This is a genomic window from Brevibacterium renqingii (genome assembly GCF_017808105.1).
Classification (GTDB): domain Bacteria; phylum Actinomycetota; class Actinomycetes; order Actinomycetales; family Brevibacteriaceae; genus Brevibacterium; species Brevibacterium renqingii.
In genome coordinates this window covers 255441-282332 of the sequence record NZ_JADBHF010000003.1, presented here as the reverse complement: position 1 = coordinate 282332, position 26892 = coordinate 255441, and the positions used below count along the sequence as shown (strand labels likewise).

Below are 26892 nucleotides of genomic sequence, written 5' to 3'. Positions count from 1 at the left end.
GACAGGGCAAATCAGCCATACCAGGACCAGCGACCAGACCCCGTTCAGGGCCTATGAATAAATATAGGGGCACCCCCCCCGGAGGTGGCGTTCAGGGAGTGCCACCCCCGAGGCGGCCCCACCGATGAGGCTGTCCCCACCCGAAAAGGGGAGGAGTCCGCATTCGACACGGCGGACAGCCTCGGAGAACCGGTGCCCGAACTCTGAGACACTGGCACCGTGAACACGCACTTCCACGCCATCATCCCCGCCGGCGGTTCCGGAACTCGTCTGTGGCCGCTGTCGCGCCGGGCGACGCCGAAGTTCCTCCACGATGTGCTCGGCCTCGGTCGCAGCCTGATCCAGGCCACCTGGGATCGGGTGGCGCCCATCGTCGGCGAGGACAACGTCTGGGTGGTCACCGGACGCAGCCACCTCGAACAGATCGCCCAGCAGCTGCCGGAGATCTCGCGGTCGAAGATCGTCGCCGAACCCTCGCCGAAGGACTCGGCGGCGGCGATCGGCCTGGCCGCCATGCTCATCGCCCGTGAGGATCCCGAGGCGATCGTCGGGTCGTTCTCCGCCGATCATTCGATCACGAACGTCGACGAGTTCCGTCTCGTCATCGATCAGGCCATCGCCGCCGCCGAGACCGGCGACATCGTCACGGTGGGCATCATGCCCCGCAACCCCGCTACCGCATACGGATACATCGAGACCGGCGAGCTGCTCGGTCTGCCGGGCGCGCCCACCGCCAGGCGAGCTCTGGCGTTCGCGGAGAAGCCCGCCGCGAGCACCGCCCGCACCTACGTGAACTCGGGCCGCTACCGCTGGAACGCGGGTATGTTCATCGCCAAGGCGGCGTCGCTCCTCGATGTCCTCGCCGAGGAGGACCCGGCCCTCTTCGCCGGACTCTCCCGCATCGCCGAGGCCTGGGACACCGCCGCTCACGACGAGGTGCTCGACGAGGTCTGGCCCGGGCTGGAGAAGCGGGCCATCGACTATGTGGTCGCCGAACCCGCCGCCGCTGCCGGCCGTGTGATCGTCATTCCCGGCGACTTCGGCTGGGACGATGTCGGCGACTTCGACTCGGTCGCGCGTCTGCGCCAGCCGGTGCCGGGGGAGCCGCGCGGAGTGATCTCCATCGGCGGCAACACGGACCTGCTGGAGGTCGACGCCTCTGGGGTGGTGTTCTCCGAGGGGCCTCGGACCGTTGCCATCGTCGGACTCGAGGATCTCGTCGTCGTCGACACCGACGACGTCCTGCTCATCACCTCCCGTTCGCACGCGCAGGATGTGAAGAAAGTCGTGTCCGTGGCCGGTGAGCGCGGACTCGACGAACTGCTCTGAACCGCACCGCTCGCGCCGAGACCGGCATCGCCGCTGCCGTCGCAGCGGACGACAGTGTGTCGAAATTGGTCGCAATCGGCACAATTGTGACGGTGAGTGCTTAGCATTGCAGTCAATGTTCGACTTCTCCCATCCCCGACCTGCTTTTCCTGAAGGACCCGACGTGATCAGCTCGACAATCGCTGAGATCGGTGCAGAGCTCATCGATTTCCGCCGCGACATCCATGCCCATCCGGAACTGTCCTTCCAGGAATTCGCGACCACGGACAAGATTGTGGCCCGCCTCGAGGCCGCAGGTCTCCAGCCGCAGCGGCTGGAGGGGACCGGCGTCGTCTGCGAGGTCGGAGAAGGCCCTCTGGCGGTAGGACTGCGTGCCGATATCGATGCTCTGCCCGTCGACGACCTCATCGAGGAGGAGTACCGCTCGACGGTCCCCGGCGTCGCCCACGCCTGCGGCCACGACGTGCACCTGACCTCCCTCATCGGCGCCGGCATCGCCCTGCAGCGACTCCACGAATCCCGGCCCGAAGGACTCGGCGGACGTGTGCGACTGATCTTCCAGCCCGGCGAGGAGGTGACCCCCGGAGGCGCGCTGCGTGTGATCTCCCAAGGCGTCCTCGACGGCGTGCCGGAGGTCTATGCCGTCCACTGCGACCCGAACGTCGACATCGGCAGGGTGGGTTCGCGCATCGGCGCCATCACCGCCGCCGGCGACACCGTCATCATCCGCCTGTCCGGCCACGGCGGGCACACCTCCCGGCCGCACCTGACCGAGGACCTCGTCTACGCTCTGGGCAAACTCGCCACCGACCTGCCCTCGACGCTGGGCCGCCTCATCGATCCGCGGCATGCGATCTCACTCGTATGGGGCGAGATCAGCGCCGGGCACGCCGCGAACGTCGTCCCCAGCGAGGGCATCCTGCGAGGCACGCTGCGGTGCCTCGACGTCGACGGGTGGAATCAGGTCGCCGAGGTGCTGCCCGAACTCGTCGACCGCATCGCCGGACCGTACGGGGTCGACGTCGACCTCGAACACCGCCGAGGCGTCCCGCCGGTGGTCAACACCGAGGACCAAGTGACGCTCATCGAATCCGCCGTGCGCGGCGAACTGGGGGAGAACGCCGTGCAGCTGACCCCGCAGTCGATGGGCGGAGAGGACTTCGCCTGGTACCTCACCCACTGTCCGGGTGCCCTCATCCGTCTGGGCACCCGCACCCCCGGCGGCACCACCTACGACATCCACCAAGGTGATCTGCTCATCGATGAACGCGCCGTCGCGATCGCCGCCCGCGTCTTCACTGCCACCGCTCTCAAGGTCCTCGAGCGTGACCGGAGCCGGTGATTACCGCGGTCGTCGATCGGGCCGATAATCTTGAACCCATGAGGATGAGAGCTCGGGGCATTCTGATCGGCGCCGTCGGTGCGGCCGGCGCACTGATGCTCAGCGCCTGCTCCGTGACAGCTCCCGAACCGCTCGAGGAATCGAGGCTGGGCTGTCTCATCTCCGCCCCTGCCGGGTTCGACGACCATTCGTCCGGGGCCCTGACCCTCGAGGAGACGGAACTGGCGCGTGCGGCCGGTGTCTTCTCCGGCACCTCGAGTCAGCGTGTCTCGGGAGGCGGGGCCACCTCGGCGGCCCTGCAGCGGATGCACGGGCAGGACTGTGCACTGACCACGGTCATCGGACCCGGCGGTGCCGATGAACTCGCGGAGTTCGCCTCCGCCCACCCCGATGATCTGTTCCTCGGAGTCTCCAGCGGCGGGCAGGACCAGCCGAAGAACGTGCTGAGCATCGACTTCGACCTCGTCCCACCGGCCTTCATCGCCGGCTATACCGCGGCCACGGCCTCGGAGACCGGAGAGGTCGGCGTCGTCGTCTCGCACCACTTCCCCCAGGCGGAGAAGATCCTCACCGCCTTCGACGCCGGAGTCGACCTGTACAACGAGGAGAGGGACGAAGGCGCCGACGAGGTGAAGTCCTACCGCAGCGCCTCGGCGATGAACCGCACGGTCGACGACACTCGTGCGGCGGGCGAGGAGTACTTCACTCAGGCCTTCGACTCCGACGTCGACGTTATCGTGCCCTTCGGGTCGGCCGCCGCCATGGGGGCGGTCACCTCGGCGGAGGAGGAGCGGAAGGACCTGCTCGCGTCCGCGGAGGAGGCCGAGGACTCCGATGATGAGGGCCCGAGCCTGCCGAAGCTCGTCTGGTACGGAACTGCCGGAGGATTCAACAAGACGATCGTGGCGACCGTGGAGCCGAACATCCGCCGGGGGCTGCGCACGATGTTCCCGGACTGGCCGCAGAGCAAGAATCCCGACGAGGTGGCTCCGGCGTCGAAAGCGCAGCCGGAGGAGGTCGGCGGCTTCCGCGTCGGCGACCGGCGGTACCACGGCACGATCGACAACGGCGGAGTCCGGATCGTCGCCGAAGACGGTTTCCTCTCCCGCGTCTCCGACGCCGGGCGCGGCATCACCGATCTGCGCGAGCGGATCAAGAGCGGGGAGATCGACCCGGAGAAGGGGTGAGCGCTCGCCTCGGGCGCGGAAGCCGGAGGCGGAGCCGGCCCGAAATCCTCCCACGCCGCACCGCCGATGTTCGGCGTCATCGGATAAGCTGAGGCGGTGATGAATGTACCCGCCGGCGTCGCTTCGGACGACCCCATCCTGCAGCTGCCCAAAGTCTCCCTCCACGATCACCTCGACGGTGGCCTGCGCCCCGAGACGATGATCGAACTGGCCGAGCAGAGCGGACACGAACTGCCCGCCGGCGACCCGGAGTCGCTGCGCGCCTGGTTCTCCGAGTCCGCGAACTCCGGTGACCTCGTCCGCTATCTCGAGACGTTCTCCCACACGGTGGCGCTCATGCAGAGCCGTGAAGGGCTGCAGCGCGTGGCCAAGGAATGGGTGCTCGACCAGGTCGCCGACGGAGTGTTCTATGCCGAGGCCCGGTGGGCTCCCGAGCAGCACCTCGAGGGAGGGCTCGAACTCGACGAGGTCGTCGACGCCGTCCAGGAAGGGCTCGAAGCCGGTGTCTCCGAGGCCGCAGCCGAGGGCAAGTACATCCGCGTCGGTCAGCTCATCACCGCCATGCGCCAGGCCGACAACTCCCTGGCTGTCGCCGAACTGGCCATCCGCCACCGTGAGAAGGGAGCGGACTCCGGCGTCGTCGGCTTCGACATCGCCGGGCCCGAGAACGGCTTCCCGCCCTCGGCGCACCTGTCCGCCTTCAACGCCCTCCACCAGGCCTATGTGCCGGTGACGATCCATGCCGGTGAGGCCGCAGGCAAGGAATCCATCCACGAGGCGATCACCATCTGCCACGCACAGCGTCTGGGCCACGGTGCCCGCATCGTCGAGGACATGGACATCGTCGACGGAGAGGGTCAGCTCGGCAGCCTCGCCGCGTGGGTCCTCGACCAGCAGGTGCCGCTCGAACTGTGCCCGAGCTCGAACCTGCAGACCGATATCGGCGGCACCATCGCCTCCCACCCGATCACCGGGCTGAAGGACCTCGGCTTCGCCGTCACCATCAACCCGGACAACCGGCTGATGTCGGGCACGTCCGTGACGCGCGAGATGCGTCTGCTCGTCGACGAAGCCGGATGGACGCAGACGGACCTCGAATGGGCCACCGTCAATGCCGTGACCGCGGCCTTCCTGCCCTTGGATGTGCGCGAGCGCATGCTCGACGAGATCCTCATCCCAGGTTTCGCCCGGGTGACCATTTGACCGACGTGAGTTCGACCGATGTGCCCACCCCCAGGGCGATGCTGCTGGTCGTCGTCGTCCTCGTGGTCCAGGCATTGGCCCTGGTCGGTTCGGCGCTGTCCTTCGTCATCACAGCCTTCACCGCCGGTGAGCTGGCAGCATCGCTGCTCGGCCTGGCCGTCATGTTCCTCATCTTCGCGGCCGGGGTCGGTGCCGCAGCGCGCGGCGCGTGGCGTCTGCACCGCTGGGCCCGGCCGGCCGCGATCGCCTTCGAACTGCTGGTCATCGTCTTCGGCTTCACCGTCATCGGCGGTTCTCTGTGGCTGGGGCTGGCCTGTCTGGTCACCGCCATCGCCGTGATCATGGGCTTCTTCCTGCCCGCAGTCGTCGACGCCTACAACCGGGCGCTGCACGACTGACATTCCGGAATACCGTGCCTCCACGGGAGAGGTCGGGAATCACCGCGCCTCCGCGAAAAAGCTCGGGAATCACAGTGCCTCCACGGAAGAGGTCGGGAATCACCGCGCCTCCGCGGGAGGGGCCCGGAAACACGACGCTGTGAGTGAGAGATGCTTTGCGATCGCGCTCGTACGGCCGAAGAGCCAGCTTAAGTGGTCCAAATGGGCGGATTTTTCCGGGGCCTGATCCGCCCAAAGCGCCCACCCAAGCAGCGTCCCGGCGAATTCCGCACCTTCCTTCGCACAATGAACTCACCGAGGTGGGGCCGGAGGTGACCATTTCTGGACGCTCGCGGCCTGAGCGGCGATGAGCCTCGCCGGAACGGCGGAGAAGATCGCGTCCCGCGCACCGGCCAGCAGCGGAGACTCGAGCTGGAACACCTGCCCCATGAATCGGGACTTCTTCGCGATCGACTGAGAGCGCGACCGACGCAGCGCATCATACCGGTGCAGAACCGCATCGAGATCCGTCTGCCGACCTGCGGGGTGACCTGTCAGCAGCGGGGTCAGCAGAGTCGTCAGCGTAGCTGCATCTTCGAGGGCCTGGCCGCCTCCCTGCCCGAGGTTCGGCGTCATCGCATGCGCGGCATCGCCGAGGAGCACGATCCGGCCGCGATGGTACCGGGGCAGCGGACTCGACAGGTCGGCGATCGGGGTCCGGTGAACCGCCTCGGCGTCGGTGGCGGCGATGAGTTCGGCGATGGGGGAGTGCCATCCTGCGAACATCTGCTCGACGGTCGATTTCTCATCGGCGAAGACCGCATCTTCGGGCATATTCGCGACGGCGAACCAGTAGACTCGGCCATCGGCCAGGGGCGCGATGCCGAACCGGCGGCCGTGCCCGACCGATTCCCCGGCCTGGCCCGACAGATCCACCGGCACCGAGGTGATGCCTCTCCACGCGGAGTATCCGGCGTATTGCGGGACAGCCCGTCCTCCGGCGACGACGGGGCGCATGCGGCTGTGCAGACCATCGGCGCCGATGATGAGATCGAAGCGCTCTTCGGCCTCAGGCGGCGCGGCGTCGGTGCTGAAGGTCAGAGCACCCAGGGGCGTCGCCGAGACCGCCTCGGCGTCTGTGCGCACCGTGTCCGGTGTCAGCCCGGCGAGCAGGAGCCGGTGGAGATCGGCGCGGTCGACGACGCGCAGAGCGCCGACCGCGTCCTCGGGGACACGTGCGATCCAGCGTCCGTCGGCGCGGCGTTGGCCGGCTGTGAAGCCTTCGACTCCACGGTCTGTCACGGTTTCGAATTCCGCCCGCAGTCCCAGCACCTCCAGAGCCTTCAGCCCATTGGCGAAGAGGGAGAGCCCCGAACCGCCGGCGCGGACTGCGGTGGCGCGTTCGAAGACGGTCACCTCGGCGCCGGCCCTCTGCAGCCCCACGGCCGCGGAGAGCCCGCCGATGCCGGCTCCGACGATGGCGATCCTCATATGACCATCGTTCCACGTCCGAGCTCAGCCGACGAGTGCCTCGGCGCCGATGCCGCTACTGGAGGTATTCGCCGCACGCCTCGGTGAGGAAGTCGCCGGCGACGCCGCCCTCCTTGCCGAGGCTGATCGCGGTCTTCTGGATGCCCCACCACACCTTCGGCGAACCGCCCCACTGCTGGCGGAACTCCTCGCGTCGACCGGGGTCCTCGGCGAGATCGTCGGCGGCGAGCCCGATCCTCTCCTGCGCGTCGTCGGCGGTGCAGCGAGTCTTGTCGTCGGGTCCCTTCGGATCGAGTTCCGGGATGTCCTCGTCGTCGACGGTCTTGAGGGTGTAGGCGGAGCTGCCGATCTCATCGACTTCGAAGGTGCCGTGGATGAGCAGGAAGGGAGAGAGATCGTCGTCGACGTTCTCGGCGTCCACGGTGACGCTGACGCTGTCGGGAGTGTCTGCGGTGACGGTCATCTCGCCGGAGTCGGGCACCTCCGGGTTGCCGGTGTGGACGTAGACCTTGAGATAGGCCTCGGTCTTCTTCTCAGCGGCCTCGGCGAGTCCCTGCCACAGTGGGTCGGCGTCTTTCTCACCGCCCGGCGAGGTGTCGACGACGGTCACCTCGGGCGCGCCCTTGGGCGTCTCGATCGGAGTGACCTCCTCTTTGCTCACCGACGGCCGCGGCTGGGGCCGGGTCTCCTCGGGCGTCGACACGCAGGCTGTCGTCGTGGCCAGCAGTGCAGCGGCGGACAGAAGAGCAAGTGGGCGAAGTCGCATGGTTCCTCGAGGTTTCGTCGGCGTCCCTGGGGGATGAGGACCCGCACTCTGCAGGTCCACGTCCTCAGCCTAATCCGAGTGGGGGCGAGAGCCGGGGCGGACGCGCGGTGCCGTGACGAACGGGGGCTGGCGAGAGCCCCGGGAACCGGGTCGAACGGGGACGAGGTGAGCGGCTCAGACGCCTCGGTGGACGGCGATGAGCTCCCGCAGTCCCTTCCTCTGTCCGCCGCGGTCATCGAAGTTCGCGTCGTCGAGCCACTCGATGTACGCCGCCCGCAGAGCCGGCCATTCGGCGTCGATGATCGAGAACCAGGCGGTGTCCCGGTTACGGCTCTTGACCACGAGGTGTTGCCGGAACACGCCTTCGAAAGTGAATCCGAATCGTTCGGCCGCACGCTTCGACGGTGCGTTGCCGTCATCGCACTTCCACTCGAACCGGCGGAACCCGCGGGCGAAGGCGAGATCGGCGCAGAGGAAGAGCGCCTCGGTGGCAGCGCGGGTGCGCGACAGCGCCGGACCCCAGAGGATGTGGCCGATCTCCATGACGCCGTTCGCCGCATCGATGCGCATGAGCGCCTGCCGTCCCACGGCCCGCCGGGTGGCACGGTCGACGACGGCGAAGAAGAGTGGGTCGGCGCCGGCGGCCGCCTCGGCGATCCAGGCATCGAAGTCCCCGCGCTCGGTCTGCGGGGTCTGCGGCAGATAGCGGAAGCGCTCCTCGATCCCGTCGGGCGCGGAGACCGCGGCGAAGAGACTGTCGCCGTGAGCGGCCGGATCCAAGGGTTCGAGATCGACCCAGCGACCGTGGATCGCTTCGCGCCGAGGCGGCTGTGCGCCGGTGTAGTTCGTGAGCTCATCGGTCATGGCTGGCTCCTCGTGGTCGAAGTCGGTCGGGTGTGTCGGGCCGGTCGGCGTCAGTCCTCGTCGCTGTCGAATCCGGTGGAGAGCTCGCGCAGCAGGGCGGCGAGCTTGCGGCTGCCCGCGGGGGTGAGACCGCTGAGGATCGCGCGCTCCTTGACGAGCAGATCCGCCAGCGCCGAGTCGACGGTGGCCCGCCCGCTGTCGGTCAGCTGGACCAGCACACCGCGACGATCTCCCGGGTCGGGCCGGCGCTCGACCCAACCGCGAGCGACGAGGCGATCGATGCGATTGGTCATCGTGCCGCTGGTCACGAGCGTCTCCTGGAGCAGCGTCGACGGGGAGAGCTGGTAGGGCTCGCCCGAGCGACGGAGGGCGGAGAGCACATCGAAGGCCCACCCCTCGATGCCGTAATCGGAGAAGCTCGTCTTCCGTGCAAGATCCAACTGCCTGGCCAGGCGCGAGACACGGGAGAGGATCTCCATCGGGGAGACATCGAGATCCGGACGCTCGCGACGCCAGGCTGCGACTATTCGGTCCACTTCGTCCATGGACCGATTTTACGTCCATATCAAGATTCTTGACGACAAAGATACTTTTTGACGAGATATTCCTTACGCTCGAGGGTCTGTCCAACCTGCAGGTTTGGAGCCGCGGGTGCGTTTGGGAATATGGTTGTCTTTGGTTCTTGCATCCGTCAACGAACCTGCAGGGGCAAACCACCCGGCAGTGAGAGCGAAGGAATACACGTGGATCTTTTCGAGTATCAAGCACGTGACCTGTTCGAGAAGCACGGAGTGCCCGTGCTCAAGGCCCAGGTCGCGACGACGCCAGAAGAAGCGAAGACAGCTGCCGAGGCCCTCGGCGGCGGAACCGTGGTCGTGAAGTCGCAGGTCAAGATCGGCGGCCGTGGAAAGGCCGGCGGCGTCAAGGTGGCGAAGAACCCCGATGAGGCCGAAGCCCGCGCCAAGGACATCCTGGGCCTGGACATCAAGGGCCACATCACCGAAAAGGTGATGATCGCCGAGGGTGCCGACATCGCAGAGGAATACTACTTCTCCGTCCTCCTCGACCGCTCCAACCGCACCTACCTGGCGATGTGCTCCAAGGAAGGCGGAATGGAGATCGAGCAGCTGGCCGTGGAACGCCCGGATGCGCTCGCCAAGATCCCCGTGTCGGCCATCGACGGCATCAACGCCGACAAGGCCGCCGAAATCGCTCAGGCCGCCGGCTTCGACGCCGACACCGCTGCGAAGGTCGCCCCCGTGCTCACCAGCCTGTGGACCGTCTTCGAGTCCGAGGACGCCACCCTGGTCGAGGTCAACCCGCTGGTCAAGACCGGTGCCGGTGACATCCTCGCCCTCGACGGCAAGGTCTCGCTCGACGACAACGCCGACTTCCGCCACACCGAGCACGAGGAGCTGCGCGACATCAGCGCGGAGAACCCGCTCGAGCTCAAGGCCAAGAAGCTCGACCTCAACTACGTCAAACTCGACGGCGAGGTCGGAATCATCGGCAACGGCGCAGGTCTGGTCATGTCGACCCTCGACGTCGTCGCCTACGCCGGTGAGAAGCACTCGAACGTCAAGCCGGCGAACTTCCTCGACATCGGAGGCGGCGCCTCGGCTGAGGTGATGGCCAACGGACTCGACGTCATCCTCGGCGATGACCAGGTCAAGTCGGTCTTCGTCAACGTCTTCGGCGGCATCACCGCCTGCGACGCTGTGGCAGACGGCATCGTCAAGGCCCTCGAGATCCTCGGCGACCAGGCCACCAAGCCGCTCGTCGTCCGCCTCGACGGCAACAATGTCGAGGAGGGACGCGCCATCCTCAAGAAGGCCGCGCACCCGCTCGTCACGCTCACTGACACGATGGACGGTGGAGCCGACAAGGCCGCCGAACTGGCTGCTGCCAAGTAAGGAAAGGTCTTTACAACAATGTCTGTCTTTCTGAATTCCGATTCGAAGATCATCGTCCAGGGCATCACCGGCGGAGAGGGCTCGAAGCACACCGCTCGCATGCTCGCCGCCGGATCGAACGTCGTCGGCGGTGTCAACGCCCGCAAGGCCGGCACCACCGTCAAGCACAACGACAAGGACGGCAACGAGCTCGAACTGCCCGTCTTCGGCTCCGTGACCGAGGCGATGGAGGCGACCGGCGCCGATGTGTCCGTGGCCTTCGTGCCCCCGGCGTTCTCCAAGGACGCCGCGATCGAGGCCATCGACGCGAAGATCGGTCTGCTCGTCATCATCACCGAGGGCATCCCGGTCCAGGACTCGGCAGAGGTCTGGGCCCGTGCGCAGGCGGCCGGCAACGCCACCCGCATCATCGGACCCAACTGCCCGGGCATCATCACCCCCGGGGAGTCGCTGGCCGGCATCATCCCGGCCAACATCACGAAGAAGGGCAAGCTGGGTCTCGTCTCGAAGTCCGGCACCCTGACCTACCAGATGATGTACGAGCTGCGTGACCTCGGCTTCTCGACGGCCATCGGCATCGGCGGAGATCCGGTCATCGGCACCACGCACATCGATGCACTTGAGGCCTTCGAAGCTGACCCGGACACCGAAGCCATCGTCATGATCGGCGAGATCGGCGGAGACGCCGAGGAGCGTGCCGCGGCCTTCATCAAGGACAACGTGTCGAAGCCGGTCGTGGGCTACGTCGCAGGCTTCACCGCGCCCGAGGGCAAGACCATGGGCCACGCCGGCGCCATCGTCTCCGGCTCCTCGGGAACCGCTCAGGCCAAGAAGGAAGCCCTCGAAGCCGCAGGCGTCAAGGTCGGCAAGACCCCGACCGAGACCGCCGACCTCATGCGCGAACTCCTCGCCTGAGAGTCGCCGGCCCGGCGCTGAGGCTCTGACGCTCTGAATCTGCGCCTCTGAGCCGATTTCACCGCGGCCCGTCTCCCCACAGCGGAGGCGGGCCGCGGTGTTGTGTATCCGATGCGTCGGGCGATGTGCGGGGTGCTTCAGCCGATGTGCGAGGTGTTTATGCGCTGACGTATCCACCAGGGCTCGATGCTGCCACGACGCACCGTTGCCGTCTCGTCCTACCATTGCACGCGCATCAAACATCGGTCCTCGCAGAACACCCCGCTGCAGCGGGTGTGGATGAAACCACCGATGAGGGATGGCCGAGCCCAGGACCGCCGTGCAAGGACGGCGGCCGAGAGGCTAGTCTGAGAATGTGAACACCCAGGCATCTGACCAGACAGCGCAGTCCCAGAACCCCTCGAACGCTCCCGCCGCACCTGCCGCCGCCAACGCCCCCGCCGGCGCCGCCACCGCGCACTCTCAGTCCCCGATTCCCGCGGTCGACACCAGCCCGGATGCGCATCCGCGCAACTTCGGCTCCGACAACTGGGCCCGAGCCCACCCCGAGGTCATCGCCGCGATCACCGAGGCGAATGTCGGCCACGCGCCCGGCTACGGCGGCGACCCGTGGACCGCGCGTTTCCACGAGCTCATGCAGCATCACTTCGGGCCTGAGGCTCAGGCGTTCCCGGTCTTCAACGGCACCGGAGCCAATGTGCTCGCCCTGCAGTCCGCATTGCCGAGGTGGGCCGCTGTCATCACCGCCGCCTCGGCGCACATCAACTACGACGAGACCGGCGCCCCGGAGAAGGTCGGCGGACTGAAGATCGTCGGCGCCGCCACTGAGAACGGCAAACTGACACCGGAGACCATCAAGGGCGCGATCATCGGCCGTGGCGACGAGCACAATGCCCAGCCCCTGGCTGTGAGCATCTCCCAATCGACCGAATGGGGCACCACCTACACGCCCGAGGAGATCGCGGCGATCGCCCGCACTGCACACGAACTCGACATGATCGTCCACGTCGACGGATCGCGTCTGGGGAATGCCGCCGCCCACCTCGACCTCGGCCTGGGGGACATCACGAGCGCGGTCGGCGTCGACATCATCAGTCTCGGAGGGACGAAGAACGGACTGCTCGGCGCCGAAGCCGTCGTCGTCCTCAACCCGGACATCGGTCAGGGCATGCGCTTCCTGCGCAAGATGAACCTGCAGCTGGCTTCGAAGATGCGTTTCCTCTCCGCCCAGCTGTGCGCTCTCTACGAGGGCGACCTGTGGCGCCGGTCTGCCGCTCACGCCAATGGGATGGCCCAGCGCCTTGCGAAGGGCCTCGCCGAGGTGATCGCGGAGAACCGCGTGCCCGGACTCGAGATCGTGCAGAACGTCGAATCGAACGTCGTATTCGCCCGAATGCCCGCCGAGGTGACCGCCCGTGCCCGGCAGAAGTTCGCCTTCGCGAACTGGCCGCTTGAGAAGGACATTGTCCGTCTCATGTGTGCCTTCGACACGACCGCCGACGACGTCGACGCCCTGATCGCCGCCATCGTCGGAGACTGAGCCGGACGGCTCGAAGAGATGAGGTCAGCGACCGCTGATCTGCAAGTGATGCCGATGAAGAAAGAAGATGAATGAAGAAGGTCCTCGTCCCTGCCCTGACTGTGCTGCTCGTCCTCATCCTGGGCGTCGTCGGCTACATCCTCAACTCGGGGCCGACTCCAGGTGAGGCGGGATCCGAAGCCGCCGATGACTGCGATGTCTCTGCCTACACCATGGGGGTGAAATGGCAGCAGCAGAGCGCAGAGGCCATGGCCCTGCAGGGACAGACCTACGAGCTAGCCAGCAGGCAGCTCGATAAGGCCGTGGCCGCCGCGCCGAAGGGCGAGGACCTGGCCATCATGAGCGATCTCGATGAGACGGCCATCGACAACTCGAAGCTGCTGGCTCGCGATATCGCGAAATGCCACGACTTCAGCGGCTGGGACACATGGGACGACTGGGAGAAGAACGGGGAGCCCACCCTGATCCCCGGTGCGATGGAGTTCTTCAAACATGCCGATGAGCTCGGAGTCGACATCTACTACGTCTCGGACCGGACCGAAGACAACCATGCTGCCAATGTCGCCGCTCTGCAGAAGCTCGGTCTGCCGCAGGCCGACGACGAGCACGTCATGCTGCTCGGCCCTCCGAAGGACGAACGGCGCGCGAAGGTCGAATCGGACCACACCCTGCTCATGCAGCTCGGCGACACCCTCCATGACTTCGATGGCGCCTTCGCCGATGCCTCGATCGACGAGCAGCGCAAGCTCGTCGAGGACAACAGCGCGAAGTTCGGCTCCGAATGGATCATCCTGCCCAACCCGACCTACGGCGACTGGAGCGAAGCCGAGCTCGACGAATGGGACGCACCGGTTCGCACCGATGACTGAGTCGCGCGACACGTGAGCACCGATGCGAAGAATGCCCCGCACCATCGCAGGTGCGGGGCATTCTCGTTCAGAGGGATGTCGAACAGGAGGGAGTCACTTCTTCGTCCGGTCGACCTTCACGGAGACGACGGGGACATCGGAGTCGAGGATGATGCGCTGAGCCGTCGAGCCCATGATGAGCTTGCCGACGGGGGAGCGGCGACGGGATCCGATGACGATCATACGAGTGTCGGCTGTCGCTTCGGCCAGCGCCAGCAGCTCTTCGACGGGGTCGTTGCCGCGGAGGAACTGGAGGATCTCATGGGAGACCTCGGAAGACTGCAGCGTCTCCTTGAGCTCCTCGATGTCCTTGCTGGTGGCCACTCCGCGTTCGTCAGGAGTCTCACCGATTCCGGCATTGAGCACGACGACGACATCGTCGAATGCGCGGGCCTGTTCGATGCCGAAATCGACAGCGGCCCTGCCTTCCGGCGAGGGGGAATAACCGACAAGGATTGTCATGATCTCTCCTGATGCGACATTGGACGAAGCTCCCTCAATTTGTAGCACACCCGCCCTTGTCCGACGGGTGTCCGTCCGGTCCGCGGAGCGATAAATCTTCGGATCCGGTCGAGATGTCTCCCGGGCGATCTCCGAGAGCTCGGTCACGGTCAGGCTCATGGGAGGCAGCTCGGCGGTGCAGTCCCACTAGACTGGTCGGATGCCTGCTTCTCTGCTCTCTCGCGACTCCGCCGCCCTCGAACGCAGTCGGAAGCTGTTGGCCGAATTCCCGTCCTTCGCCGACCGGCCCGGGCTGCCGCAGGCGCGGATGCTCGTCGACTACATCCTCGGCAGGCGCGCCGGCGAACTCGACGTCTCCGGGCGTGACGCCCAGGGCACCTTCGTGCCCGCCGAGGCCGTCGCCCGCCAACCGCAGCGCATCATCGTCGTCGATGATGCCCACGGCATGCAGACGACGCTGATGGGACGTCTCGCCGAGGTCGAGACCCGGCATGACCGGATCGACGAGGAGCGATCCGTCGAAGACACCGTCGAGGTAGCCGAAACCGCGGCCGAAACCGGAAGCCCGCCCGTCGAGGACGGTCAGGATCCCCACGAGACCTGGGCGGTCGTCAATGCGCCCAAGGCGACGAACGCCCTGGCCGAGACCATCGCCACGCTTCACCCGTCGGTGACGACGATCATCGTCATCGGACGCAGCGATGCGATGTCGCGGGCGGTGAACAAGGAGCTCGCCCGCGGTTTCGGCCGCGTCGATGTCTCTCCCGGAGTCGGCAAGCATCGGATGATCATCGGCAGCCGCCCCCTGCCGACCCCCAGCCTCTCCCGTTTCCCCGAGCACGGCACCATCACCCATCCCGGCAACGGAGACCTCGAGGTCAGAGCGCATGGTGCGTGCTTCTCCGGGATCAGGAAGGACGAAGGATCTGCTCTGCTGCTCGACTCCGTGCAGAGCCTGCTGACGGCCTCTGGCACCGGAGAGGAAGCTGCTCCGGACTCCGAGTTCGCTCCCGGCTCCGTGCTCGACCTCGGCTGCGGGAACGGCTGGCTGCTGACCGCGGTCATGCAGGCCACCGGCGCCGCCCGCGGTGCCGGACTCGACGTCTCTCGAGCGGCAGTCGCCTCGGCGCGAGCCACCGCAGAGGCCAACGGCATCGACGTCGACATCCGACTCGCCGACGCCGCCGACAGCACCGACCCCGAGCTGAAGGGGCTGGGCGAATTCGACCTCGTTCTCCTCAACCCGCCGTTCCACCAGGGCACGGCGATCGAGACCGACAGCGCCGAGGCGATGATGGCCGCAGCGGCCAGGCACCTGGCGCCCGGCGGAGTCGTGATCACTGTGTTCAACTCGCATCTGCGCTATCGCGGCCGACTCGAGGCCATCATCGGCGACAGCGAGCAGCTGGCGCGGAACAAGAAGTTCACGGTCATCGCCAGCCGCGGATGACCCGCCAGGTGCTCACCTGGTCCCAGACGACGATGATCCAGATCGCGATGACAGTGATGACCTGTTGCACCTCGGCGCCCGAGGCGCTCGTCAGCTCCGGGTGGAAGACCGGCTGAGTGAGCATGGCGGCGGTGAGGAAGACGGCCATGGCCACATCGATGATTCCGCCGATGATCGCCACGGTCGGTCGTGTCGAGGCGGTCACGAACCTGACGATTTCGACAGCGGCCAGGAGGGCGAGGAAGGCCCAATAGCCGACCAGCCAGCCTGTGCCGAGGTCCGGATTGATGAACGTTCCACCGCGGTTGAGGTGGCCGACGTAGAGCAGGGTCGTCGGAATGAAGGGGATGGCTGCCAGCGCGAGGATGAAGACCAGCCCGAGGGCCGCCTCGGCGCGGGTCTGCCTGCCGCGGATATCGCGGCGATCGAGGTCATCGATCGTCCACGGGACCTTCTGACGTCCGGGCACGCGCGGGAGCGCATCGTCGTCGACTCGGCGGTCGCCGAGGCCGATGAGGATCGTGATGACGGCGAAGGCGGTGAGCAGCGCGGTCACGGTGTTGCCGATCGCGGGTCCGATGGCTTCGCCGAGGTGGGCCTGCGGCGTGGTGGCGAAGGTGACGACGATGTTGTCGAGCAGGGCGATGAGACCGACGATGGGCAGGATCCAACGCAGCGTCCAGAGGAAGAGCGGATATGACTTCGGGCCGATGAAGTGCTGCGGCGAGTTCGAATACTCCCGCGACAGCACAGCGGGGTCGCCGAGTTCTTCGAGCACCTCGCGTTCGACCGCGGCCGTATGTTCGGGACTCGGCTGCGGATCCTCGCCGAGGCGGTCATCGATCATATCGCTGATCGTCGCGGTGATCTCGGCGGCGATATCGGAGCGGGAGCCCTCGGGCAGATGGCGGATGACGTTGTCGATGTAGATGCCGGTGAGCACAGTCATGGTGTGCCGTCCTTCCAGAGTTTCGTGATGCTGGAATCGAGGTCCAGCCAGTGCGTGTGGAGTGCGGCGGCGACTTCGGCGCCGCTGTCTGTGACGGTGTAGTACTTGCGGGGGCGGGCCTGTTCGGTGTTCCAAACGGCTGAGAGCAGGCCCTGCTTCTCGAGGCGCCTCAGCAGGGGGTAGAGGGTATTGGCCTCGGTGGGAATGCCGGCCTCGGTGAGCGTGGTCAGCAGTGAGTAGCCGTACTGGGGTCGGCGGCAGGCGACGAGGCTGGCGAAGACCACGGTGCCGCGGCGCAATTCCTGTTCGTGGGTGGCCAGTGCTTTCTCTGCATCCTCGTCCATGCACCACACAATAGTGTGTGTCACACACTATTACAAGAGGCGAGGTATGGCACGGTCAGAGATGAACCGCTCCTCGCCTTCCGGGCAGGCTGCGGCACCGGTCCCTGTCCGGGCCGGGCGCTGTGCCGGTGGGGTCGTTTACTCGGTCAGGTCGAGCATCGGAGTCGGGCGGCGGAAACCGCGGGTGACGAACGCGAGGTAGGCGACACCGAGGAGGAGCCAGATCACGCCGATGAGAAGCGTCCGCGGTGACAGGCTCGTCCACAGCCACAGGGTGAGGCAGAACCCGATCCCCGGCAGCACGAGGGAACTGAGGATCGCGTCGCCGCCCCGGTGCTTCTCGTCGATGATGAAGTGCTTGATGACCGAGAGGTTGACCGCGGAGAACGCGATGAGCGCACCGAAGCTCACCATCTCCGAGATGAAGCCGAGGTCGACTGCCAGTGCAAGCAGCGAGACCACGCCGACGCAGAGAGTGGCGAGCACCGGAGTGTGGAACCGCGGTGAGAGCCGTCCGAAGAAGCTCTTCGGCAGCACGCCGTCGCGGCCCATGGCGAAGAGGATGCGCGAGACCGAAGCTTGCGAGGTCAGTGCCGAACCGCAGGCGCCGGCGACATAGGCGGCTGTGAAGAAGATGGTGAGGAATTCGCCGCCGGCGGCGGCCATGACGTCCAGGGCGCCGGAGTCGACATCGGCGAAGTCATTCGACGGATAGACCAGCTGCGCGAGGTAGGACAGCACGATGTAGATGAGGCCGCCGGTGATCGTCGCGATGACGATCGCTCGCGGCACGGTGCGCTTCGGTTCCTTCGCCTCCTCGGAGAGGGTCGAGACCGCGTCGAAGCCGAGGAACGACAGACACAGGATCGCGGCACCGGCCATGACGCTGTCGAATCCCGGCGCGGTGCCGTCGCCGGTGAATGGGGCGGCGAGATCGACCGTTCCGGCTCCGGTCATCGACGAGATGCCGAGTGCGGCGAAAGTGACGATGAAGATCGCCTGAGCGGCGATGATGACGATGTTCGCCCGGGCCACGGAGACGATGCCGATGACATTGAGGACCGTGACGAGGCCGATCGCCGTGAGCACGAACACCCACGCGGGAATCATCGGGAACGCGGCAGACAGGTAGATGCCGATGACGAGGTAGTTGATCATCGGCAGGAACAGGTAGTCCAGGAGCAGCGCCCAGCCGGCGACGAAGCCGATGCCGGCGCCGAAGCTCTTCTGCGTATACGTGTACGCAGAGCCCGCGAAGGGCATCGCCGCGGCCATCCTCGCATACGACCGGGCGGTGAAGACCATGGCCAGCAAGGTGACGACATAGGCGGCAGGCACTCGTCCGCCCGTGACCTGGGTGACGATCCCGTAGGTCGTGAAGATCGTCAGAGGGACCATGTAGACGAGGCCGAAGAAGACGAGGGAGGGCACCCCGAGGGCGCGTTTGAGCTCAGTGTCTCCGCCCGCGGCCGTGGTGCTGCTCTGCTGATGGGGCATGACGGTCCTTTCGGCTCAGTCTCCGGTCTGCACGGCGACGCCGCGGAGGTAGGTGCTGCGCACGGATGCGAGCGCGAGCTCACGAGGTGCGAGTTCCCGCGGGTCACGGGCGAAGACGATGAGGTCGGCGCTCGCCCCGGGGCTGATCTCTCCCCAGGGGGCGGGGGAGCGGTCGGCGAAGGCCTGGTGGGCGACAGTGGCCGAGTACGCCTCGAGTGAGCGGTCGATGTCGAGGATCTCGTCCGGCGTCCAGCCGCCCGCGGGCTCGCCGTCCTCGTTCTGCCGGCTGACTGCGATAGCCAGACCCTCGACGGGATCCCCCGAGGTGCACGGCCAGTCCGAACCGAAGGAGAGGCGACCGCCGTCGTCGAGGATGCTGCGCATCCGATACTGGGTTCTCGCACGTTCTTCGCCGAGGCGGGGCACGGTGAGCACGGTCATGAGATCGTCGAGCTGTGCCCACAGGGGCTGCATATTGGCGATGACGCCGAGCTCGGCGAAGCGGGTGAGGTCGGCCGAGTCGACGAGCTGGGCATGCGCGATGACCGGGCGACGATCGCGCGGCCCGTTCTGCGCAATGGCCGCTTCGATGGCATCGAGCGCCTGCCTGACTGCGGCGTCGCCGATCGCATGGATGTGGACCTGGAATCCCTCGGCGTCAGCGGCGCGAACCGCATCGGCCAGGGACTCGCCCTCCCAGACGCGCAGACCGTGGTTGTGCAGGGACGAACAGTACGGTTCGAGCAGTGCTCCGGTCTCGTTCTCGACGACTCCGTCGGCGAAGAACTTCACGGTATTCGCGCTCAGCAGCGGGTCATCGAGTGCTGTGACGCGGTCACGGGCGCGGACCATCTCGGGCAGCTGCCGGGTGAAGCGGCGGGGATCGGCGTAGAACGCGAGGTTGAAACGCAGCTTGAGGCGCTGCTGCTCCGAGGCGGACAGGTAGGTCTCGACATCGGCCGGTTCGACCCAGGCGTCCTGAACCCAGGTGACGCCTCGGGCGAGGTAGTAGTCGGCTGCGAGTTCCAGTGCCCGCAGACGGACGGATTCGTCATGGGGTGGTTGCACTGCGTCGACGAGGTCGACCGCGCCCCATTCGCGCAGCGTGCCCAAGGGGGAGCCGTCGTCGCGGCGCGGAATCTCTCCCAGCTCGGGTTCGGGAGTCTCGGCAGTGATCCCGGCGAGTGCGAGAGCCCGGGAGTTGCACCAGACGGTGTGATAGTCCCAGGCGCGGAGGACGACCGGACGGTCGGCCACGGCCTCATCGAGCCAGCGGGCGTCGAAGAGCCCGCCTTCCACGAGGCTGCCGTCATAGGAGGCTCCGGTGATCCACTCGTCGTCGGGATGGGCTTCGGCGTAGCGGCGGACCTCTGCGACTATCTCGTCGACGCTCGAGCACGAACGCACCTGCGGTCCTTCCGCTTCCATCCCGCCGAAGATCGGATGGGCGTGTCCATCGCCGAAGGACGGCATCAGGAAGCCGCCGTCGAGATCGACGAGCTCGGGTGCGGCCTCACCGGTCGCCCGGGAGGCCAGGTGACGATTCACTTCGGCGGTGCCGACGGCGACGATGACTCCGTCGCGGATGAGAAGGGAATCGGAGGCCTCGGCCCCGGGTCCGAGCCAGATGGTGCCGTTGTGGAAATGCGTCGTCGTCAATTCGTTCCTGCTCCCGCTTCGCTGCGATCTGTCAGTGCCGTTCATCCGGATACGAACACTGTTCGTATGTGTGGCGAGCAACACGATACACTCCTAACGGAAATACGGAAAGCAGCGGCAGCAGGCAGCAAGGGAAGCGAGGGCCGACATGCGACTCGATCAGGAGCGGCTCGTGTCCGCCGCGCTCGCCCTCGTCGACGAGGAGGGCTCCGAGGTGCTGTCCATGCGCACGCTCGCAGCACGTGTCGATCGGCAGGTGTCCTCGCTGTACAACCATGTGTCCGGTCGTGCCGAGCTCATCGAACTCATGCGCGCCCGCATCGTCGCCGACATCGATGTCAGTGCGTTCGCCGCGTCGTCCACCTCGGCGGACGCGGTGCCCTGGGATGTGGCGCTCGAGTCGTGGGCACGATCGTATCTGCGTGCCTTCGCCGCCCATCCGAACCTCATCCGGCTGCTCGCGACGACATCGATCGGTGATCTCTCGACCTATCAGATGTATGACGCGGTGGTCGACGGCCTGCGCCGAGGCGGTTGGCCGGAGTCGCGGACCGTGGCCGTCATGCGCACGGTCGAAGCCCATGTCCTCGGCTCTGCCCTCGACATCATCGCCCCCGACGATCTCATCACCCAGGACTCTGCTGACACACGGTTCTCCGAGATCCGTGCGGCCCTCGATCCGCGCTTCGCCGAGTCCTCATCGGCCGCGGCAGCATTCGAACTCGGTCTGACAGCGCTGATCAAGGGCCTGCGGCAGGAGGTGGGCTCTGGCGGCTGACCGCAAGGTGCCGTGCGGACGAAACAGCCCTCCACCTCGACCCGCACGGGACTGGTGAAGGGCTGTCGTCGATCTGTACGCGAGAGGGGACTTGAACCCCTACGTCCGAAGACACTGGAACCTAAATCCAGCGCGTCTACCAATTCCGCCACTCGCGCCAGGCGGCCTCACTCGGCCGCGACGCCCTCAAGACTAGCAGGGCGCCGTCGCGATGCTGAAAACGCTCAGGAGCGGTGGAAGACCCGTGAATCCGATGGCTCGGTTCAGGCCGCGTCGATCCCCAGCGCCTTGCGCACGCGGGCGACGTGGCCGGTGGCCTTGACGTTGTACTGGGCGAGTTCGACCTTGCCCTCGGCATCGACGACGACGGTCGAGCGGATGACGCCCTGGACGACCTTGCCGTAGTTCTTCTTCTCGCCGAAGGCACCCCATTCTTCCATCATGGTCTTGTCCTCATCCGAGAGCAGATCGAAGTTCAAGCCCTCCTTCTCGATGAACTTCTGCAGCTTCTCCGGCTTGTCCGGGGAGATGCCGAGGACGACGAGACCGGCGGCCTTGAGCGCCGAGAGCGAATCGCGGAAGTCGCAGGCCTCGGTCGTGCAGCCCGGAGTCATGGCCGCGGGGTAGAAGTAGACGACGACGCGCTGGCCCTTGTAGTCGCTGAGGCTGACCGACTTCCCGTCCTGGTTGACGAGCGTGAAGTCCGGGGCGGTGTCGCCGACTGACAGACGTGGCATGGATGCTCCTTCTAGTGTGGGCGGTGTTCCTGGTGCGAGGCGGGCATGCCGGGACCGCACGGCCCATGGCAGTGTCGCACCAACGACACCCACCACTCTATTCGGAGTTCGCCTCCGCCCCCAATGCGCGAATTCCGCGCAGCGGCGACGGCACCGAGGCGGCCCGAGCTCTTCAGTCGACCCGTGCGATGATCTCGCCCACGGCCAGGACGTCACCGACGGCGGCCACCTGACGGAATGTGCCGGTCTCAGAAGCCTCGACCCTTGTCTCCATCTTCATCGCCGACAGCACTGCGACCTCGTCGCCGGCCTCGACCTCTTCGCCGTCGTCGACGAGATAGTCCACGAGGCTGCCGGGCACCGGCGCGGTCACCGTCCCTGCACTCGACTGCATATCGTCGCCGTCAGAGGCGGTCCGTTCGCCTGGTGCGCCCTGACCAGCCGCGGGTCCGAGAGCGGTCAGCAGCCCAGCGGGCAGCCCGATGGTGGTGATCCTCCCGTCGATCTCGATCGGCATGCGCCGCAGATGCTCGTCCGCCAGTGGCTCTGGTCGCTTCTGTGCCTCGAGGCGTGGCATGAGATCGGCTTCGATCCACTGCGTGTGGATGCCCTCGGCGCTGTCCGACCCGAGTGAGGTGAACGCGTCGTCGGCGAGGATCTCCAGTGAGCACGGCAGCACCGTTGCCGGTCCTGCGACGCGCAGCTCTCTGGCCGCGGTGATCGTGCGGGCGATCGCGGAGTCCCGGTCGGGACCGTGGACGATGAGCTTGGCGAAGAGGGAGTCGAAGGCCGGCTGCACCGTGTCCCCGGCGCGCACTCCGGCATCCCAACGGACCCCGGGGCCTCCTGGGACGTCGAGGCCGTCGATGTGTCCCGGGGTGGGCAGGAAGCCGCGTCCGGGATCCTCGGCGTTGATCCGCAGCTCGATCGCGTGCCCTCGGGGCTGCGGCGTCGAGTCGAGGGAGAGGCCCTGGCCGAAGGCGATGCGGAACTGTTCGCCGACGAGGTCGACGCCCGAGGTCACCTCGGTGACGGGGTGTTCGACCTGGAGACGGGTGTTGACCTCGAGGAATGTCATGGTGCCATCGGCGGCGAGCAGGAATTCGACGGTGCCCGCGCCGCGGTAGTCCACCTCGGCGCAGATGGCCTCGGCCGAACGGTGGAGACGTTCACGCTGGTCTGCAGTCAGTCCCGGAGCGGGGGCCTCTTCGATCAGCTTCTGGTTGCGGCGCTGGGCCGAGCAGTCGCGGTCTCCGACGGCCACGACCCGACCGGTGCCGTCGCCGACGATCTGGACCTCGACGTGGCGGGGGCGCTCCAAGTACTTCTCGACGAAGCATTCGGAGCGGCCGAAGGCCTCGGTCGCCTCACGGGTGGCCGAATCGAAGGCTCCGGCGACCTCGGTGAGCTCGTGGACGATCTTCATTCCGCGCCCACCGCCGCCGTGGGCTGCCTTGATGATGATCGGCAGTCCGGCTTCGGCGGCGAAGGATTCGACTTCGGCGGCGTCCTTCAGCGGCCGATCGATGCCCGGGGCCAGGGGAGCCCCGACCTTCTGCGCGAGCTGCCTGGCGGTGACCTTGTCGCCCAGCGCCGTGATCGTCTTCGCGGTCGGGCCGATCCAGATCAGACCGGCTTCCTCGACTGCGGCGGCGAAGTCGGCGTTCTCCGACAGGAAGCCGTAGCCGGGGTGGACGGCATCGGCACCGGCCTGCTTCGCTGCTGCGAGGATCGCGTCGATGCTCAGGTAGGTCTCGGCCGCAGTGGCCCCGGGCAGGGCGAAGGCGGCGTCGGCCAGGCTCGTGTGCAGGGCATCGGCGTCCTGATCCGCGTAGACGGCTACCGAGGTGTGTCCGTGCTCGGCGCAGGCGCGGATGATGCGGACGGCGATTTCGCCGCGGTTGGCGATGAGGATGGTCGACATGGTTCAGCTTTCGTTATCAGTCGTCGTGGCCGAGGTGGTGAAGCGCAGCTTCACTCCCGGCGGCAGCTGCGCGGCGAAGTCGAGGTCGTCGACGCTCGCGATGATCGGGTAGCCGCCGGTGAGCGGATGGTCGGGTCCGAACAGGACCGGCTGCCCGTTCGGCGGGACCTGGAGGGCGCCGGTGACCGCGCCCTCACTGGGCAGCTCCCCGGTCCGGGCCCGCTCCAATGGGACGTCACCGGACAGGCGCAGACCGACTCGGTCGGACTCATGCGTGACCGTCCACTCCTGGCCCAGCAGTGTGTCGATTCCTGACGTGGTGAACCAGTCTTCGCGGGGCCCCAGGGTCACCGTCATGGTCACGGTGTCCCCGGGCCGCGGCAGGTCCCGGTGCGTCAGCGGGACATGGGGGTCGACGAGGTGGGGCGCGGTCCGCGGATCGCGCAGGGGCAGGAGGCTGCCCTTCCCCAGCGCCGCAGGGCCGAGTCCCGCGAGGGTGTCGGCGGAGCCGCTGCCGAGCGCCGTGCCGACGTCGATCCCGCCGCGCACGGCCAGATACAGGCGGATTCCCCGATCGGCGCTCCCGAGGTCGAGTTCGTCTCCGTCGGCGATGGCGAAGGCCTCGCCGAGGCAGGGGCGATGGACAGTCCCGTCGGCCCCTGTCACGGTGACGGTGCCTTCGGCGCCGGTGACGGCGGCCACTGACTCACCGGTGAGGCGCAGGAGCGCGCCGCCGCCGAAGCTTTCGAGCCCGGCCGCGGACTCGGCGTTGCCGACCAGCCGGTTGGCGGCAATGAGCGCGGAGCGGTCGGCAGCGCCGGCGCCGGAGACGCCCATCGAGGCGAAGCCCGGACGCCCGAGGTCCTCGACGAGCAGCTGCAGGCCGGGCCGGAGGACCTCGAGAGCACGGGGCGGTGTGCTGGGCTCCGCGGCAGAATCGGCTTCCTGCGTCGCCGCGGGCTCCGAGCTCTCCTCCTCAGCCGTCGCCTCGTCTGATCCCGGTCCTGCACCGAGGTGCAGGGATTCCCGACCGGCGTCGTTGAACTTCACGATCGTCCCCGGCACGAACAGCGCGGGCGGCTGCCGGTCGAGATCCCACAGAGTCGCCTCGGTGCGGCCGATGAGCTGCCAGCCGCCGGGCGAGGACCGCGGGTAGACACCGGTGAATTCCCCGGCCAGGGCGACGGCGCCCACGGGCACGCGGGTGCGCGGGGAGGGACGGCGGGGAACCTCGAAGAGCTCATCGTCCCCGGCGAGGTAGCCGAACCCGGGGGCGAACCCGGCGAACGCGACCTGCCAGGTCGCGGCCTGGTGGCGGGTGATCACCTCGGCGGGGGAGACGGAGAGGAGGTCGGCGACCTCGGCGAGGTCCTCTCCGTCGTAGCGGACATCGATGGTGACCGCTCGGGCGTCATCGGTCGTCGACTCGGTGTGCCCGAGCTCGCGGATGGCCTCCGCGAGTGAAGCCGCCCGGGTGCGTGCGGGGTCGAAGCTGATGAGCACGGTGCGCGCTGCCGGAACGAGTTCGACGACGCCGGGCAGTTCTGCGGCTTCGAGGCTGCGGTGCAGCGCCATCGTCGTGGCCAGGTCGGTGCATTCGACGAGGAGGTGATGCTTCGAGGCGGTGTGGAAGGTCAGTTGGGAGGTCATCGGCGATAGGTGTCTTCCGGTTCGTCGGTGATGAACATGCGCCCCGGCGAATGGGTGATCGCGAACGGAACCTTCGAAGCCCGGATCGCGGCCTGCGGGGTGACTCCGCAGGCCCAGAACACGGGGATGTCGCCCTCGGCGATGACCGGCGGGTCACCGAAATCGGGGGAGCCGAGGTCGCTGATGCCGATCTGGGCGGGTTCGCCGATGTGGACCGGGGCACCGTGGACGGCGGGGAAGCGGTCGGTGATGCGCACCGCCTCGGCGACCTGAGCGGCCGGGATCGGGCGCATGGACACGACCATGTCACCGCTGATCCGACCGGCCGGGACGCACGCGGTCGAGGTGCGGTACATCGGCACGTTCCGCCCGGCCTCCTGATGGCGGATCGGGATGCCGGCGCCGGTCAGACCCGATTCGAAGGTGAAGGAGCAGCCGATGAGGAAGGACACGAGGTCCGGGTGCCGCTGCCACACCTCGGTGGCATCGGTGACCTCGTCGGCGAGTTCGCCGTCCCTCCAGATCCGGTAGCCGGGGAGATCGGTGCGCACGTCGCTGCCGGGGGCCAACGCCGATTCGACCTGTCCGGGTTCGAGGACATCGATGACCGGGCAGGGCTTCGGATTGCGCTGTGCGAAGAGCAGCACGTCGAAGGCCCAATCGGCGGGCACGGAGATGAGGTTGGCCTGGACCAGGCCGGGAGCCATCCCCGAGGTGGGGCCGTCGAATCCGGCCCGGATCCGTCCGCGGGCCCGGCTGCCGTCGGTCTTCGACTCGGCCGAGGGCGCGGCAATCGGTGTCCCGGCGTCCGACGACGCGCTCATCGACCGGCTCCGGCGAAGGCCGAGACGGTGACGCCTTCGGACTCGAGGAGAGCACGGGCGGCGCGGGCCATGTCGATCGAGCCCTGCGAGTCTCCGTGGAAGCAGATCGACTGGGCGTCGACGTCGACGAGGCTGCCGTCGATCGCCTCGACCTGACCGGTCTGGACGAGGCGCAGCACTCGGGCGGCCACGTCATCGGGGTCGTGGAGGACGGCGTTCGGTTCGCTCCGGGAGACCAGGGACCCGTCGGGGTTGTAGGACCGGTCGGCGAAGGCCTCGGCTGCTACGGTCAGCCCTGCCTCGGCGGCGATGCGGTTGGCCACGCTGCCGGCGAGGCCGAGGAAGACGAGGGAGTCGTCGATGGCTGTGATCGCGTCGACGACGACCTTCGCCTGCGCCTCGTCGCGGACGATCGCGTTGTAGAGGCCGCCGTGGGGCTTGACGTAGGCGACTTCGCCGCCGACGGCCGTGGCCAGGCCGATGAGCGCGCCGATCTGGTATTCGACCTGGGCCTGCAGGGTCGCTGCCGGCACGTCGAGGGCGCGTCGGCCGAAGCCTTCGTAGTCGTCATAGCCGGGGTGGGCGCCGATGACGACGCCGCCCTTGACGGCGGCATCGACGGTGGCATGGATGCCCTCGGGGTTGCCGGCATGGAATCCGCAGGAGACATTGGCGCTGGTGACCAGGCCGAGCATGGCCGCGTCATCGCTGACGACGCGGTCGGGCACGTTCTCCCCGAGGTCCGAGTTGAGGTCGATTCGCGTTTCGCTGTTGACAGACAAT

25 protein-coding genes and 1 tRNA gene are annotated in these 26892 nt (G+C 67.3%); 11 read left to right on the top strand and 15 right to left on the bottom strand.

Annotated elements, in window-relative coordinates:
• The first annotated feature begins 219 nt into the window (after nt 1–219).
• The 5 genes from IHE57_RS05295 to IHE57_RS05275 all read left to right on the top strand — a co-directional run bounded on the left by IHE57_RS05295 (nt 220) and on the right by IHE57_RS05275 (nt 5459).
• Nucleotides 220–1329: a mannose-1-phosphate guanylyltransferase gene (locus IHE57_RS05295; RefSeq protein ID WP_209371313.1), complete on the top strand. Its 1110-nt coding sequence runs from the start codon at nt 220–222 to the stop codon at nt 1327–1329.
• A 163-nt stretch (nt 1330–1492) separates the two neighbouring features.
• Nucleotides 1493–2671, top strand: a complete 1179-nt coding sequence (locus IHE57_RS05290) for an amidohydrolase (protein WP_209371311.1) — start codon at nt 1493–1495, stop codon at nt 2669–2671.
• Between the two features lie 38 nt (nt 2672–2709).
• Nucleotides 2710–3858: a BMP family ABC transporter substrate-binding protein gene (locus IHE57_RS05285; protein WP_253719911.1), complete on the top strand. Its 1149-nt coding sequence runs from the start codon at nt 2710–2712 to the stop codon at nt 3856–3858.
• A 99-nt stretch (nt 3859–3957) separates the two neighbouring features.
• Complete coding sequence (locus tag IHE57_RS05280; RefSeq protein ID WP_209371349.1) at nt 3958–5061, top strand: adenosine deaminase; 1104 nt, start codon at nt 3958–3960, stop codon at nt 5059–5061.
• Between the two features lie 5 nt (nt 5062–5066).
• Nucleotides 5067–5459: a hypothetical protein gene (locus IHE57_RS05275; RefSeq protein WP_343071756.1), complete on the top strand. Its 393-nt coding sequence runs from the start codon at nt 5067–5069 to the stop codon at nt 5457–5459.
• Nucleotides 5460–5750: 291 nt separating this feature from the next.
• On the opposite strand, the gene IHE57_RS05270 is transcribed toward IHE57_RS05275, so the two are convergent.
• The 4 genes from IHE57_RS05270 to IHE57_RS05255 all read right to left on the bottom strand — a co-directional run bounded on the left by IHE57_RS05270 (nt 5751) and on the right by IHE57_RS05255 (nt 9104).
• The gene (locus tag IHE57_RS05270; protein ID WP_209371309.1) at nt 5751–6929 is read right to left on the bottom strand and encodes an FAD-dependent oxidoreductase; all 1179 of its coding nucleotides are present in this window, start codon (nt 6927–6929) and stop codon (nt 5751–5753) included.
• Between the two features lie 55 nt (nt 6930–6984).
• Nucleotides 6985–7695 (bottom strand): hypothetical protein, encoded by a 711-nt coding sequence (locus IHE57_RS05265; protein WP_209371307.1) that lies wholly within the window; start codon nt 7693–7695, stop codon nt 6985–6987.
• A 174-nt stretch (nt 7696–7869) separates the two neighbouring features.
• Nucleotides 7870–8559 (bottom strand): GNAT family N-acetyltransferase, encoded by a 690-nt coding sequence (locus IHE57_RS05260; RefSeq protein WP_209371305.1) that lies wholly within the window; start codon nt 8557–8559, stop codon nt 7870–7872.
• A gap of 50 nt (nt 8560–8609) precedes the next feature.
• Nucleotides 8610–9104: a MarR family winged helix-turn-helix transcriptional regulator gene (locus IHE57_RS05255; RefSeq protein ID WP_209323425.1), complete on the bottom strand. Its 495-nt coding sequence runs from the start codon at nt 9102–9104 to the stop codon at nt 8610–8612.
• A gap of 198 nt (nt 9105–9302) precedes the next feature.
• Between IHE57_RS05255 and sucC the strand changes: the two genes are divergently transcribed.
• The 4 genes from sucC (at nt 9303) to IHE57_RS05235 (ending at nt 13796) form a co-directional block, all read left to right on the top strand.
• Nucleotides 9303–10472, top strand: coding sequence for an ADP-forming succinate--CoA ligase subunit beta (gene sucC, locus IHE57_RS05250; RefSeq protein WP_209371304.1), 1170 nt, complete (start codon nt 9303–9305; stop codon nt 10470–10472).
• Nucleotides 10473–10490: 18 nt separating this feature from the next.
• Nucleotides 10491–11387 (top strand): succinate--CoA ligase subunit alpha, encoded by an 897-nt coding sequence (gene sucD / locus IHE57_RS05245; protein ID WP_209323423.1) that lies wholly within the window; start codon nt 10491–10493, stop codon nt 11385–11387.
• A 472-nt stretch (nt 11388–11859) separates the two neighbouring features.
• Nucleotides 11860–12927 (top strand): threonine aldolase family protein, encoded by a 1068-nt coding sequence (locus tag IHE57_RS05240; protein ID WP_209371348.1) that lies wholly within the window; start codon nt 11860–11862, stop codon nt 12925–12927.
• Between the two features lie 71 nt (nt 12928–12998).
• Complete coding sequence (locus IHE57_RS05235; protein WP_209323422.1) at nt 12999–13796, top strand: 5'-nucleotidase, lipoprotein e(P4) family; 798 nt, start codon at nt 12999–13001, stop codon at nt 13794–13796.
• Between the two features lie 93 nt (nt 13797–13889).
• On the opposite strand, the gene IHE57_RS05230 is transcribed toward IHE57_RS05235, so the two are convergent.
• On the bottom strand, nt 13890–14297 hold the full coding sequence (locus IHE57_RS05230) for a universal stress protein (RefSeq protein WP_209323421.1): 408 nt from the start codon (nt 14295–14297) through the stop codon (nt 13890–13892).
• Between the two features lie 199 nt (nt 14298–14496).
• Here IHE57_RS05230 and IHE57_RS05225 point away from each other — a divergent pair, with 199 nt between their 5' ends.
• Complete coding sequence (locus IHE57_RS05225; RefSeq protein ID WP_209371302.1) at nt 14497–15747, top strand: class I SAM-dependent methyltransferase; 1251 nt, start codon at nt 14497–14499, stop codon at nt 15745–15747.
• On the opposite strand, the gene IHE57_RS05220 is transcribed toward IHE57_RS05225, so the two are convergent.
• The 4 genes from IHE57_RS05220 to IHE57_RS05205 all read right to left on the bottom strand — a co-directional run bounded on the left by IHE57_RS05220 (nt 15728) and on the right by IHE57_RS05205 (nt 20196).
• On the bottom strand, nt 15728–16696 hold the full coding sequence (locus IHE57_RS05220; protein WP_209323419.1) for an HAAS signaling domain-containing protein: 969 nt from the start codon (nt 16694–16696) through the stop codon (nt 15728–15730). The two genes, IHE57_RS05225 and IHE57_RS05220, sit on opposite strands and share 20 nt — an antisense overlap.
• Nucleotides 16693–17040 carry a PadR family transcriptional regulator gene (locus tag IHE57_RS05215; RefSeq protein ID WP_209323418.1) on the bottom strand — a complete coding sequence of 116 codons (348 nt, stop codon included), beginning with the start codon at nt 17038–17040 and terminating at the stop codon, nt 16693–16695. The genes IHE57_RS05220 and IHE57_RS05215 overlap by 4 nt, the downstream gene beginning before the upstream one ends.
• Before the next feature lie 138 nt (nt 17041–17178).
• A complete protein-coding gene (locus IHE57_RS05210; protein ID WP_209323417.1) occupies nt 17179–18537 on the bottom strand; it encodes an APC family permease in 1359 nt (452 codons plus the stop codon).
• 15 nt (nt 18538–18552) lie between these two features.
• Entirely contained in the window at nt 18553–20196 is a 1644-nt protein-coding gene (locus tag IHE57_RS05205) for an amidohydrolase (RefSeq protein WP_209371300.1), read from the bottom strand.
• Nucleotides 20197–20344: 148 nt separating this feature from the next.
• Here IHE57_RS05205 and IHE57_RS05200 point away from each other — a divergent pair, with 148 nt between their 5' ends.
• Nucleotides 20345–20974 carry a TetR/AcrR family transcriptional regulator gene (locus IHE57_RS05200; RefSeq protein WP_209323415.1) on the top strand — a complete coding sequence of 210 codons (630 nt, stop codon included), beginning with the start codon at nt 20345–20347 and terminating at the stop codon, nt 20972–20974.
• A 76-nt stretch (nt 20975–21050) separates the two neighbouring features.
• Here IHE57_RS05200 and IHE57_RS05195 read toward each other — a convergent pair.
• From IHE57_RS05195 to IHE57_RS05170, 6 genes are all read right to left on the bottom strand, one after another.
• Nucleotides 21051–21132 (bottom strand) — tRNA-Leu (locus tag IHE57_RS05195).
• Between the two features lie 105 nt (nt 21133–21237).
• Nucleotides 21238–21711, bottom strand: a complete 474-nt coding sequence (gene bcp / locus IHE57_RS05190; RefSeq protein WP_209323414.1) for a thioredoxin-dependent thiol peroxidase — start codon at nt 21709–21711, stop codon at nt 21238–21240.
• A gap of 172 nt (nt 21712–21883) precedes the next feature.
• The gene (locus IHE57_RS05185) at nt 21884–23635 is read right to left on the bottom strand and encodes an acetyl/propionyl/methylcrotonyl-CoA carboxylase subunit alpha (protein WP_209323413.1); all 1752 of its coding nucleotides are present in this window, start codon (nt 23633–23635) and stop codon (nt 21884–21886) included.
• 3 nt (nt 23636–23638) lie between these two features.
• Nucleotides 23639–25285 (bottom strand): 5-oxoprolinase subunit B/C family protein, encoded by a 1647-nt coding sequence (locus tag IHE57_RS05180; RefSeq protein WP_209323412.1) that lies wholly within the window; start codon nt 25283–25285, stop codon nt 23639–23641.
• The gene (locus tag IHE57_RS05175; RefSeq protein ID WP_209323411.1) at nt 25282–26109 is read right to left on the bottom strand and encodes a putative hydro-lyase; all 828 of its coding nucleotides are present in this window, start codon (nt 26107–26109) and stop codon (nt 25282–25284) included. Before IHE57_RS05175 ends, IHE57_RS05180 begins: the two co-directional genes overlap by 4 nt.
• Nucleotides 26106–26891, bottom strand: coding sequence for a LamB/YcsF family protein (locus tag IHE57_RS05170; protein WP_216629495.1), 786 nt, complete (start codon nt 26889–26891; stop codon nt 26106–26108). The genes IHE57_RS05175 and IHE57_RS05170 overlap by 4 nt, the downstream gene beginning before the upstream one ends.
• Nucleotide 26892: the final 1 nt, after the last annotated feature.